This is a genomic window from Streptomyces sp. NPDC007162 (assembly GCF_040634175.1).
GTDB lineage: Bacteria > Actinomycetota > Actinomycetes > Streptomycetales > Streptomycetaceae > Streptomyces.
In genome coordinates, this window is sequence record NZ_JBEYFC010000253.1 from 1 (window position 1) to 12,472 (window position 12,472).

Consider the following 12,472-nt stretch of genomic DNA (forward strand, 5'->3'; position numbering starts at 1 on the left):
CCCCGGCCCCCGTACGGCCCCCTGGGGCTTGGCATCGCCCCTCAGAGCAGTGGCCTATCGGCTCCTCGATCCACGAGGGCGACGCCGCCGACATCAACCCGGATCTCGACATCGGCGCCATCAAGTACCTGTCGAAGTTCCTTTCCGCGCATGCCCGGGAGATGGGCGAAGCCCAGGGCACCGTCGCTCGTTGGAAGGACTTGGCCGGCCACACGGCGTTCCCGGAGGCCGAGCTGCCCAAGGGCGTCTTCTCCGCGAACAACAACGACGACTTCGTCCCGACGCTGACGGCCACCGACTACCAGTCGCCGAACCAGGCGCACGTCGACATGATCGAGCCGGGCGACCAGCCGGTCGAGCTCGAGGGCGTGGTCTTCCCCTTCGAGAACGTGCAGCAGCTCGACGGCGACCCGGAACTGCTCGGCAAGGTCCGCAACACGCTCGAGTACATGAACTCCTGGGCGGCCACCGGGTTCGCCGGCTGGAGCAGCCAGAACAACGGCTTCCCCAAGGTGTTCCCGATCGCGGCGCACGCGGGCTGGCCGGCCGCGGACCTGCTGGCGAAGTTCAAGACGGCGCTCAAGGCCAAGGTGCGTACCAGCAACCTGACCTACTACGGCAGCGGTGGCGCGGTCGAGACCGTCGGCGCGATGGAGGGCGTCAACGCGATGCTGCTGCAGAGCAGCACCACGCCCCAGATGCCGACGACCCTGTCGGTGTTCCCGAACTGGGACCGGACCCAGTCGGTGAGTTACGAGCGGCTGGGCGCGAAGGGCGACGTCGAGGTGTCGAGTGCGTTCGACGCGGACAAGGGCTCGGTGTCCTATGTGGACCTGACCAGCAAGCGGGACGGGAAGATCGCACTGGTCGACCCGTGGGCCGGCGGCCGCCCCGTCATCCGGCTGGTCAACGCCGACAACACGCTGGGCGAGCGCGTCGACTACGACGTGCGGGGCGGCAAGCTCGTGTTCGACGCCGAACAGGGCAAGCGGTACATGGTCATGGTCGACACCACCGACCACGCCCACACCGTCACCGGCATCTCGCTGTCCACGTACTCGACGACGCTGGTCTACGACAGGGCGCACCGCCACGCCCCAGCGGGCACCGGCACCGTCACGGCCGCGCTCGAGGGCGGCAGGCCGGGCGACACGGTGGCGTGGCAGTCCTCGAACAGCCGCGTCGTGACGGTGACCGGGTCCGGCAGGACGGCGACGCTCCAGGCGGTCGGCACCGGCGGCGGCAAGGTCGCGAACGTGACGATCACCGCGCGCGGTGTCGAGCACGGCGGCCTGTCCGACGACGGAGTACGTCAGACGATCCACGTCAAGGTCGCCGACGTGTCCACGGTCCCGACCGGACTGCAGCTGCTCAGCCCGCCGGAAGCGACGATCTACGGGCCTGCGTCCACCAGTGCCGACACGGGCAAGGTGACCGGCACGAACCGGCTGCAGCTCACGGCTTCGGTGTCGCCGGCGAACGCCTACGACCGGCGGATCGCCTGGCGGTCGAGTGACCAGAACGTGGCGATGGTCGACAAGAACGGGCTCGTGATCGCGCGCGGGGCGGGCACGGTGACCATCACCGGCACCAGTGTGGCCAACCCGAGCCTGCCACCGGTCACGACCACCGTGAAGGTGACCTCATCAGGAGCGGACTTCAGCGGGTACGGCCCGTTGGCGTCGGTACTCACCGCGGCGAAGAAGGTGTCGGCGTATGCGGGCGACACCACCGGAGGCGGCGGCTTCACGCGGGTCTCGACCAGCCGGGACTGGGAAGGACAGCAGGAACGCTTCCAGAGGGCGTACGTCAACGCCTTGGGCGTCAAGGCGCGTTACTCCGGCTATTCGGCGGTGAACATCAGCGAGGACACCGCCTACTTCGCGGCCGTCGCGCTGAACGAGGCGATCAAGGCGATCGACCCGGCCCTCGCCGTCACCCTGCCGGACAAGACCGACCTGGTCGCGGCGATCGCCAGCGAGTCGCAGTGACCGCGGACGACTGCGCGACCCAGGCGGACGTCGATGCCGCCTGCGCCGCGCTGACGTCGGCAGCGTCTGCCGTGCAATCCGGGAACGTACCGGACGTGCCCAAGGTCGACCTGCCCGGCCTGACGCTGTGACAGTACGCGGCGGGCACCTGGTCCAGTTGCCCGCCGGCACCGGACGGACATGGACGGCGACTGCGGCCGACTCGTCGGCCGCGCCGCTTTCGTGGTGTTGAATGTGGCTCCATGAGCGAGAGCGGGCGTGCGGCGAGCCGGACGGCGGTGCTGGTCTGTCAGGGGCGCGCGGTCGCGGACGGGAGGACCGCTGTCGGCCGGTTCGCGGATCCGGTGGCGGTACGGCTGCTGCGCGACGCGGAGCGCGGGCCCGTGGACGAGGTGCGCGCGGACACTCCGCCGCAGGGCTGGCAGGCGCGCACCGTGTACGAGAGTGTGCGTGCGTGCGCCGAGGTGGTCGTGGTGCGGACGGTGGCGATCGATGAGGCTCTGCGCGCCCGCCTGACGGGCCAACTGGTGATCCTCGGCGCCGGCCTGGACACACGCGCGTGGCGTATGCCCGAGCTCGCACGGACAGACGTGTGGGAGGTCGACCATCCGGACTCCCAGCACGACAAGCGCGCCCGCCTCACCGGGGCCGCGCAGGCGCTGCGCGGAGCGGATGAGGGCGGTCCCCTCGCCGCCGGGCTTGCGCCCGTTGCCCGTTCGGTGCGGTTCACGCCGGTCGACTTCGCCGTCGATGATCTCGGTGCGGCGCTGGATGCCGCCGGGCACGACCCGTCCGCGCCGACGACCTGGTTGTGGGAGGGCGTCGTCCCGTACCTCACGCGCGACGAGGTGCGCGCCACGGTGGCCGCACTCGCCGCCCGGACGGTGCCGGGCAGTGCACTCGTCGTCAACTACCAGGCGCCGTCTGCGAAGGCGGCCGCAGGGCGGCTGCTGACACGGGTACTGGGCAGTTCCGTCACAGCGGGCGAGCCGTGGCGTTCGCTGTGGACGCCACAGCAGATGGCAGCACTTCTCGCCACGTACGGCCTGTGGGTGGTGTCGGACGACGACCTCCTCACCCTCGCGCAGGCTCTCGGCAGCCCGGCGCGCGGCAGGACGTCCTTGCGGACGGGTCGCGTGGCCGTCGCGGAACGTTCGGATCACGGTGGAGGCGATTGAGGGGGCGGTCCGCAGATCCGGGGTCGCGGGCAATTCAATGCGCGACGGGGAATCCGGCAACCGGCCCGGCAGCTACCTCCGTGCCCGACGGCAGGCAATGAACGGATCTTGATAGTTTGAAGTCCCGTCAGGAACCGTTAAAGGGATCTCCTGATTTACATGAGAATTTCCTTGAACCGGGGTGCATAGGCGTTGCGGGCGCGCGTTGTGTCGAACACTGCTGTGCATGTCTACGACTGTTCTCCACCCGACCGCACTCATCCGTGCCGGTCGTCGTGCGCCGTGGCGGTCTCCCGTCGACCATCCGGCGTACGCGCGCCCTGCGCTGCTGGTCATCACGGTGCTTGCCGCCGTGCTCTACACCTGGGGGATCGATCACAGCCAGTACCACACGTTCTATGCGAATGCTGCCCGGAGCATGACGGAGAGCTGGAAAGCTTTCCTCTTCGGCTCCTTTGATCCGGGAAATTCCATCACTCTCGACAAATTGCCGGGATTCCTCTGGCCGCAGGCGCTGTCCGCGCGGATCTTTGGATTCCATCCCTGGGCCCTGACCCTTCCTCAAGTGGTCGAAGGGGTGGCCAGCCTGCTGGTGCTGCACCGGCTGGTGCGCCGATGGTCCGGGGTCGACGCGGCGCTGATCGCCGACACGGCGTTCCTGCTGACGCCGGTGGCCGTGGGGCTCTTCCGCACCTCGGTCGAGGACCCGGCCTTCACCCTGTGCATGCTGCTGGCCGCGGAGGCCGCCCAGCGAGCCGCCCGGGACGGCCGGCTGCGCCCGGTGGTGCTCTCCGGTGTATGGGTCGGAGTCGGCTTCCAGGCCAAGATGCTGGAGGCGTGGGTGGTGCTTCCCGCGCTCGCCCTGGTCTATCTGGTGTCGGCGCCCCACACGCTGCGCAAGCGGCTGGCGCACCTCTGCGTGGCCGCCGTGGTGATGACCGCGGTGTCGGCGTCCTGGATGCTCGCCGTCAGCCTCACCCCCGCCAAGGACCGGCCCTACGTGGACGGCACCACCAACAACTCCGCGTTCAGCATGGTCGTCGGCTACAACTTCCTGAACCGCTTCTCCTCGCTCGGCATCAGCGCGGCCGCCACCGGCAGCGTGAGTGCGACGCAGGGCGGCGGAGGTGGCCACCAGGGACGGCAGGCGTCCGCCGGTGCCGGGAGCACGAACCGCGCCTACGGCACGGTCGCGCAGGATGCCCAGAGCGCGCAGGCCGCCCAGGGCCGGTTCACGGGTACGCAGGCGGCTGCGGCGAGGCAGGGCGGCGGTGCCGGTGGTGGTCAGAACGGCTGGTCGAAGATGTTCGGTACGTCCCTCGCCTCGCAGACCGGCTGGCTCTACCCGATCGGCGCCGCCGCCGTCATCTGCGGTCTGCTGTGGCGCCGGGGCCGGCCCCGCACCGACGGCATCCGAGCCGGATTCCTGCTGTGGGGTACGTGGCTGGCCATGTACTTCCTGGTTTTCAGCGCGGGCAGCGTCGGCGGTCATACGTACTACATGGGCGTGATCGCGGTCCCGCTCGCCGCGCTCACCGGCGGTGGTGTCGTGCAGATGTGGCGTGCCCACCGGGCCGGCGGTCGTCAAGCCTGGGTGCTGCCGGGCGCGGTGGCGGCGACGGCGGCCTGGAGCGTGTACCTCGCGGCCCAGTTCCCCTCTTTCCTGCCGTGGCTGGCGCCCCTGGTGGCCGTGTTGGGGCTCGCCGCCGTCGCCCTGCTGGCGCTGGCCCGTTCCGTGCGCACGCCGTCCGGCGGCCGACTCGCTCTCGCCGGGCTGGCGGCTGCCCTGGCATCGGTGCTGATCGCGCCGGGCGCGTGGGCGGTGCAGGTCTTCAGCCCTTCGTACAGCAGCACTGGCATGGGTGCGGTCGGCCCGTCCGGCGCGAACCGCGGTCACGGCTCGGTGACGTCGGCCAGCGGTCGGCACGGCGAACTGCTCTGGGGTGGCGGCGCGATGCGTGCCGGGGCGGGGGCAAAGTCCGCCGGCCGCAGCGGCTTCGGCGGCTTCGCCGGTTTCGGCGGCCTTGGGGCCAACGGTCGGCTCACCGCGGTCCAGCTGAAGTTGCTGCACTACACGACCGCGCACCAAGGTTCGGCCGAGTACGTCTTCGCGACCACGGGGTGGAACTCCGCCTCCCCGTACATCCTCGGCACCGGAGCCCACGTCCTGCCGATGGGCGGGTTCAGCGGCCAGGCGCCCTTCCCGGCCGAGGCGCAGTTCCGGCAACTCGTGGCTTCCGGCAAGCTGCACTACGTCCTGGTGGGCGGCGGCCGGGGTACGGGTGCCTTCTTCGGCGGCAACGGGTCCACGGTGGCCACGGCCACGGCACAGATCACCAACTGGGTCCAGTCTTCCTGCACCCCTGTCCCCGTTTCCGCCTACGGCGGCACGGAAACCGCCGACACCACTGCCCAGAACCTCTACCGGTGTGGCACCGGTCATTGAAGGTCGACAGCTCATCACACGATCATGTTGCTGACGATGTCAGAGGCATCAGGCACACTGCGCCGTATGAACATGGTGACCGCGCACGACTACGCCTGGATCCGCGCTTCGCCGCTCTTCCGCCACATGACGCAGAGCGGATACACCCTGACCCTGATCAGGGGGCGGACCCCGCGCGAGGTACTGCGCGCGATGGAGGCGGAACCGCGCGGCAGAGGGGAGGGAACGGCCGGGTTGGTCAAGGCGGACGAGGCTCACCGTGCCGAGGACGGTCACGAATACTGGGACGAGTCCTACGTCGCGGGCGCTTTCAGCGTTCCGGGCGAGAACGGCGACTGGACACTCGTACTCGGCTTCGACGGTGGCCTGGGGATTGCCGCGCCGTGCGTCGAGACACTGTCGAGGGGCGGCCGGGTCGTGGCGCACTCGACCAACGGCGGCAAGCCCATCCACCTCTTCCACTGGTTCGAGGACGGTGAGCTCCGTACGACGTTCGAGGGCCCCTCGGCGCGCGACGGCAGCACTCCCGATGAACTGATCCCCCTGCTGCGAGAAGTCGGCTTCCCGTTGACCTCCGAGGGAGAGCGCGACGAGAGCGCTCCGGACGTCGACCGGAAGGCGGCGGTCCTCGCTCTGGCCGAGAGACTCACCGGCATACGCGTCACCGAATCACTGCTCCAGGACGCCACGTACGAACTGGGGCTCGTCCCCGAACAGCCCGCCGAGGAGTGGACCGGCGTGGTCATCGACATCACCGATGCCCACGGGGAGCGCCTGTACAGGGAATGGACCTACGAGGAGATCGCGGCGGCGTCGGACCGCGCACGGACGGAGGCGAACGCGCCGGTCGTCATCGACTACACCCAACCACCGGCCATGGATCGTTCAGACAACGAGACAGGCGAGTAGCAAGCGAGCGCATGGAGGCTGCCCCGGCGTACTCGCCGTCTCTGCAAGGGAACTTTCCCCACGGGACTTCTGCGATCACGGCATGGCCGCCTTTCAGGTGTCCGGGGTCGCCCGCAAGGGGGCGAACACACAAGCCCGAGCCCCGCGGGCCGAGGCGAGCCGGGCTGAAGTCGCGTGCCGAGAGCTCCTCGACCGGAGCGGTGAGGCGCGAGTCACCGGGATACCGGGCGCTCTCCATGCGCAATTGCGCGATGGCCGGGCGGGTGACCTAATCCCGGTCCACGTACAGCTCGCGCATCCACGGCTCGGCGCCGACGACAGGATCGCCGCCGCGGTCCGCTCCGTGCTGCCGTACCCGCGTAGGGCCGGGCGCGGGCCGTTCGCTGGATCACGGGCATGGACCGCGCTTGACTGCGGGCAGCCGGCCGAGGCGCGGCCCGCGGCCGTGCGATACGGACGTGGCATCGGTGTTCTGCCGCACCGCGCCGATGCCCACCGAGCCACAGCCGCGGGCCCCGGTAAGCCCTACGGCGCCGGAGCCCGCGGCTACTGCGCCCCGTACACCGGCAGCGGCGTCTCGGCGTCCGCCAGCAGCTTCGCGGCCGCCTCGCCCGCCTCCGCCGGGGTCCAGCGGGCGCCCTTGTCGGCCGTGGGGCCCGGCCGCCAGCCCTCCATCACGGTGATGCGGCCGCCCTCGGCCTCGAAGACCCGGCCGGTCACTCCCGCGCAGGCGGCGGAGGCGAGCCACACGACGAGCGGGGAGACGTTCTCCGGTGCCATGGCGTCGAAGCCGCCGTCGGCGGGGGCGGCCATGGTGTCGGCGAAAGCCGCCTCGGTCATCCGGGTGCGGGCGGCCGGGGCGATGGCGTTGACCTGGACGCCGTAGCGTCCGAACTCCGCGGCGGCGACCAGCGTCAGCCCGACGATGCCGGCCTTGGCGGCGCTGTAGTTGCCCTGTCCGAGCGAGCCCAGCAGCCCCGCCCCACTGCTGGTGTTGACCACCCGCGCGGTCGGCGTCCGTCCGGCTTTGGCCTCGGCACGCCAGTGGGCGGCGGCGTGCTTCAGCGGCAGGAAGTGCCCCTTCAGATGGACGCGCATGACGGCGTCCCAGTCGTCCTCGTCGAGGTTGACGAGCATCCGGTCGCGCAGGAAACCGGCGTTGTTGACCAGCGCGTCGAGGCGTCCGTACGTCTCCAGGGCGGTACCGACCAGCGACGACGCTCCCTCGGTGGTGGCGATGTCGCCGCCGTGCGCGACCGCCTCCCCGCCCGACGCCCGGATCTCGTCGACGACCTGCTGGGCGGGGCCGGTGGCCCCTCCGGTGCCGTCGAGACCGACGCCGAGGTCGTTGACGACGACCGCCGCGCCCTCCGCGGCGAGGGCGAGGGCGTGCGCGCGGCCGAGCCCGCGCCCCGCTCCCGTGACGACGGCGACGCGTCCGGTGCACAGTCCGTTCATGGGGTTCATCCTCACGTCGTGAATGGGTCCGCGGCTCACTTGTTGGTGGTGGCCGCGTCGAGGAAGGCCGGGCGTTCGCCTCCGCCGTGCACGAGGAGACTGGCGCCGGTGATGTAGGAGGCACGGTCGGAGGCGAGGAACACGCAGGCGTCACCGATCTCGGCGGGGTCCGCGAGGCGGCCGAGCGGAACGGTGCGGCCGACGGCGGCGATGCCGTCCTCGTCGCCGTAGTGCAGGTGGGACAGTTCGGTGCGGACCATGCCGAGGACGAGGGTGTTGACCCGTACCAGCGGCGCCCATTCCACGGCCATGGACCTGGCGAGGTGCTCCAGGCCCGCCTTGGCCGCCCCGTAGGCCGCCGAGCCGGGGGAGGGCCGGCTGCCGCTGACGCTGCCGACCATCACCACCGACCCGCCGCCGGGCTGCGCGCGCATCACCTCGTACGCGGCGAGCGAGGCGGTGAGGGGAACGAGCAGATTGAGTCCGACGACCCGCGCATGCCGTTCCGCCCCGCCCTCGGCAAGCATCCGGTAGGGGGTTCCGCCGGCGTTGTTGACCAGCGTGTCGAGTCGGTCGTACTCCCGGCGCACCTGCTGGAAGAAAGCCGTCACGGCATCAGGATCGCGCAGGTCGAGCGGGAGGAACCGGGCCGTGCGGCCGGACGCCTCCACCGGCTTCTCCGGAGGGTGCCGGGCGCAGACGACGACATCCGCACCGGCCTCCAGCAGCGCCCGTGCGATCCCGGCGCCGACCCCCCTGGTGCCGCCGGTGACCACCGCCACACTTCCGCTCAGATCGATGACCGCTGCCATGAGGCCCTCCCGGAGAATGCGCTCCGCTGCTACCTTCATACCTAACAAACGTTTGGTGGAAAGGTAGCTGATCCGCTCATGGGTGTCTCCACCACAGCCCCCGAAGAGGGCATATCCGTCGTCGACGTCGACTTCCCACCCGTCAACGCACTTCCCGTGCAGGGCTGGTACGACTTGGCCGCGGCAGTACGCGCGGCCGGCGCCGACCCCAAGGTGCGCTGCGTCGTCCTCACCGCCGCCGGCCGCGGGTTCAACGCAGGCGCGGACATCAAGGAGATGCAGCGCACCGACGGACATGCGGCGCTCATCGGCACCAACCGCGGCTGCTACGAGGCGTTCGCCGCGGTCTACGACTGCGAGGTCCCGGTGGTCGCGGCCGTCCACGGTTTCTGCCTGGGCGGCGGCATCGGCCTGGTGGGCAACGCGGACGCGATCGTGGCCAGCGACGACGCGACCTTCGGCCTGCCCGAACTGGACCGTGGCGCGCTGGGCGCCGCCACCCATCTGGCCCGGCTGGTCCCGCAGCACCTGATGCGGACCCTGTACTACACCTCGCGCACCGTCACCGCCGCGGAGCTGCACCGGCACGGCTCGGTGTGGCGGGTGGTCCCGCGTGAGCAACTCGAAGAAGCCGCCATGGAGCTGGCGCGCGAGATCGCCGCCAAGGACGGCCTGCTGATCCGCCTGGCCAAGGCCGCGATCAACGGCATCGACCCGGTGGACGTCCGCCGCAGCTACCGCTTCGAGCAGGGCTTCACCTTCGAGGCCAACCTCAGCGGTGTCGCCGACCGCCACCGGGACGCGTTTTTGGCGTCCAAGTCGTCAGCGGAGGGGAGCAGCGGTGAATGACAAAACGATGACCGCCGAGGGAGTCGTCGGCTGCCTCCGCAGTGGCATGACCATCGGCATCGGCGGCTGGGGATCACGGCGCAAGCCGATGGCCCTGGTACGCGCCTTGCTGCGCTCCGACATCACGGACCTCACCGTCGTCTCCTACGGAGGTCCGGACGTCGGGCTCCTCGCCGCAGCCGGGAAGGTCCGCAAACTGGTGGCTGCCTTCGCCACCCTCGACTCCGTTCCCCTGGAGCCGCACTTCACCGCGGCCCGGCAGCGAGGTGCCTTCGAGCTGGTGGAGTTGGACGAAGCCATGTTCATGTGGGGTTTGACCGCTGCGGCCCAGCGGCTGCCCTTCCTGCCGATCCGCGCCGGCCTCGGCTCGGATGTGATGAGGGTCAACCCCCAACTGCGCACGGTCACCTCACCCTACGACGACGCCGAGGAACTGGTCGCCGTGCCCGCCCTGCGCCTGGACGCCGCCCTGGTCCATCTCAACCGGGCGGACGCCCACGGCAACGCCCAGTACCTGGGCCCCGATCCGTACTTCGACGACCTCTTCTGCCAGGCCGCGGACGCCGCGTACGTCTCCTGCGAGCAGATCGTCGACACCGCCGACCTGCTGAAGGACGCCGCTCCGCAGACACTGCTGGTCAAGCGGGCCTTCGTCAACGGGGTGGTGCAGACACCGGGCGGCGCCCACTTCACCTCCTGCGCACCCGACTACGACCGCGACGAGGCCTTCCAGCGCGCCTACGTCCAGGCCGCACGCGATGCGGAGACCTGGCGGGCGTTCACCGACCGCTATCTCTCCGGCGACGAGGAGACGTACCAGGCCGCGGTCACGGCATTCCACGAGGAGCAGACGTGAGCAGTCCCACGACGAACACGACGACGCGCGCCGAGTACTGCGTGGTGGCCTGCGCGGAGGCATGGCGGGACGCCGGTGAGATCCTCGCCAGCCCCATGGGCACCGTACCCACCATCGGCGCCCGGCTGGCGAAGCTCACCTTCGCCCCCGACCTGCTGCTCACCGACGGCGAGGCGCTGCTCATCGGCGACGTGCCCGCCGTCGGTGCCCCCGCCGAGGTGACGGAGGGCTGGCTGCCCTACCGGCAGCACCTCGCCCTGGTGGCCACCGGCCGGCGGCACGTGATGATGGGCGCGAGCCAGATCGACCGCCACGGCAACCAGAACATCTCCTGCATCGGCGACTGGGCGCACCCCAGCCGCCAACTGCTGGGTGTGCGCGGCGCTCCCGTCAACACCCTGAACAACCCGACCAGTTACTGGGTACCCAAGCACTCGCCACGGGTCTTCGTCGCACACGTCGACATGGTCTGCGGAGTCGGCTACGACCGGGCCGCCGCGGCGGGCCCCTCAGCCACCCGGTACCACCGCATCCCCGAAGTGGTGAGCAACCTGGGCGTGTTCGACTTCGCCACCCCCGGCCGCACGATGCGGCTGCGCTCCCGGCACCCCGGCGTCACGGTCGACGAGATCGTGGCGGCCACCGGCTTCCCGCTCACCGTCCCCGACGAGGTGCCGTACACCCGCGAACCGACCGCCGACGAACTGCGCCTGATCCGGGAGGTCATCGACCCGGGGGGCATCCGTGACCGCGAGGTGCCCGCATGAGCGATGCCACGATCGTCACGCCGCTCACCACGCTGGTCGGGGTGCGCCATCCCATCGTCCAGACCGGCATGGGCTGGGTGGCCGGGCCACGGCTGGTGAGCGCGGCGGCCAACGCCGGCGCGCTGGGGATCCTCGCCTCCGCGACCATGACCGTGCCGCAGCTGCGCACGGCGGTCCGCGAGGTCAAGGCCCGCACCGAGGCGCCCTTCGGGGTCAACCTGCGGGCGGACGCCTCGGACGCGGCCGACCGCGTCGGAGTCATTCTCGACGAGGGCGTGCGGGTCGCGTCCTTCGCGCTCGCGCCGAGCCGCGAGCTGATCGCACGCCTGAAGGACGCGGGAGTGATCGTCGTGCCCTCGATCGGCGCCCGGCGGCACGCCGAGAAGGTCGCGGCCTGGGGTGCGGACGCGGTGATCGTGCAGGGCGGGGAGGGGGGCGGCCACACGGGCAGCGTGGCCACCACCGTGTTGCTGCCACAGGTCGTCGACGCCGTGGACATCCCGGTGATCGCGGCCGGAGGCTTCCGCGACGGGCGCGGTCTGGTCGCCGCGCTGGCCTACGGCGCGGCCGGTGTCGCGATGGGAACCCGCTTCCTGCTCACCTCGGACAGCACGGTCCCGGACGCCGTCAAGGCCCGCTATCTGGCCGCGGGCGTGCCGGACATCACCGTCACCACCAAGGTGGACGGCCTGCCCCACCGGATGCTGCGCAGCGAACTCGTCGACACCCTGGAGCGCTCGGGCCGGGTCACCGCTCTGGTACGCGCGGTGCGCCACGCGTCGGCGTTCAAGCGGGAGTCCGGCATGAGCTGGACCGCCATGGTCCGCGACGGGCTGGCGATGAAACACGGCAAGGACCTGACCTGGAGCCAGGTCCTGCTGGCGGCCAACACCCCCATGCTGCTGAAGGCGGCCATGGTCGACGGCCGAACCGACCTCGGGGTGATGGCCTCCGGACAGGTGGCCGGACTGATCGACGACCTGCCGTCCTGTGCCGAACTCGTCGACCGGATCATGGCCGAGGCCCAGGCGACGCTGAAGTGGCTGTCCGCCGTATCCTGACGCCGTCGGCTCCCCGGCCGCGAGCCAGGGCGCCGACGGGCGCAAGAGCCCCGCTCAGAGCCGTTCGATGATGGTGACGTTGGCCTGGCCGCCGCCCTCGCACATCGTCTGCAGGCCGAACCGGCCGCCGGTGTCCCTCCCGACG

At 70.8% G+C, this 12,472-nt stretch carries 11 protein-coding genes; 9 read left to right on the top strand and 2 right to left on the bottom strand.

Features of this window, described 5'->3' with window-relative positions; genetic code table 11:
• From ABZ646_RS26605 to ABZ646_RS26625, 5 genes are all read left to right on the top strand, one after another.
• A partial coding sequence (locus ABZ646_RS26605) for an Ig-like domain-containing protein (protein ID WP_360523775.1) occupies window positions 1-1,991 on the top strand: 1,991 nt, incomplete at its 5' end.
• Window positions 1,988-2,122 carry a hypothetical protein gene (locus ABZ646_RS26610; protein ID WP_360523778.1) on the top strand — a complete coding sequence of 45 codons (135 nt, stop codon included), beginning with the start codon at window positions 1,988-1,990 and terminating at the stop codon, window positions 2,120-2,122. The genes ABZ646_RS26605 and ABZ646_RS26610, both read left to right, overlap by 4 nt.
• A 111-nt stretch (window positions 2,123-2,233) precedes the next feature.
• The gene (locus ABZ646_RS26615) at window positions 2,234-3,169 is read left to right on the top strand and encodes a class I SAM-dependent methyltransferase (protein ID WP_360523781.1); all 936 of its coding nucleotides are present in this window, start codon (window positions 2,234-2,236) and stop codon (window positions 3,167-3,169) included.
• A gap of 226 nt (window positions 3,170-3,395) precedes the next feature.
• A complete protein-coding gene (locus ABZ646_RS26620; protein WP_360523784.1) occupies window positions 3,396-5,615 on the top strand; it encodes a glycosyltransferase family 39 protein in 2,220 nt (739 codons plus the stop codon).
• A gap of 66 nt (window positions 5,616-5,681) precedes the next feature.
• Window positions 5,682-6,524 (top strand): DUF6461 domain-containing protein, encoded by an 843-nt coding sequence (locus tag ABZ646_RS26625; protein ID WP_360523787.1) that lies wholly within the window; start codon window positions 5,682-5,684, stop codon window positions 6,522-6,524.
• A 546-nt stretch (window positions 6,525-7,070) separates the two neighbouring features.
• Here ABZ646_RS26625 and ABZ646_RS26630 read toward each other — a convergent pair.
• A complete protein-coding gene (locus ABZ646_RS26630) occupies window positions 7,071-7,982 on the bottom strand; it encodes an SDR family oxidoreductase (protein ID WP_360523790.1) in 912 nt (303 codons plus the stop codon).
• Window positions 7,983-8,017: 35 nt separating this feature from the next.
• Entirely contained in the window at window positions 8,018-8,794 is a 777-nt protein-coding gene (locus ABZ646_RS26635; RefSeq protein WP_360523793.1) for an SDR family oxidoreductase, read from the bottom strand.
• A gap of 78 nt (window positions 8,795-8,872) precedes the next feature.
• Between ABZ646_RS26635 and ABZ646_RS26640 the strand changes: the two genes are divergently transcribed.
• From ABZ646_RS26640 to ABZ646_RS26655, 4 genes are read left to right on the top strand one after another with little or no spacing between them, the layout of a single operon-like run.
• The gene (locus ABZ646_RS26640) at window positions 8,873-9,643 is read left to right on the top strand and encodes an enoyl-CoA hydratase family protein (RefSeq protein WP_360523797.1); all 771 of its coding nucleotides are present in this window, start codon (window positions 8,873-8,875) and stop codon (window positions 9,641-9,643) included.
• Window positions 9,636-10,499, top strand: a complete 864-nt coding sequence (locus ABZ646_RS26645) for a CoA-transferase (protein WP_360523800.1) — start codon at window positions 9,636-9,638, stop codon at window positions 10,497-10,499. Before ABZ646_RS26640 ends, ABZ646_RS26645 begins: the two co-directional genes overlap by 8 nt.
• Window positions 10,496-11,266 (top strand): CoA-transferase, encoded by a 771-nt coding sequence (locus ABZ646_RS26650; protein ID WP_360523803.1) that lies wholly within the window; start codon window positions 10,496-10,498, stop codon window positions 11,264-11,266. The genes ABZ646_RS26645 and ABZ646_RS26650 overlap by 4 nt, the downstream gene beginning before the upstream one ends.
• On the top strand, window positions 11,263-12,327 hold the full coding sequence (locus tag ABZ646_RS26655; RefSeq protein ID WP_360523805.1) for a nitronate monooxygenase: 1,065 nt from the start codon (window positions 11,263-11,265) through the stop codon (window positions 12,325-12,327). The genes ABZ646_RS26650 and ABZ646_RS26655 overlap by 4 nt, the downstream gene beginning before the upstream one ends.
• Window positions 12,328-12,472: the final 145 nt, after the last annotated feature.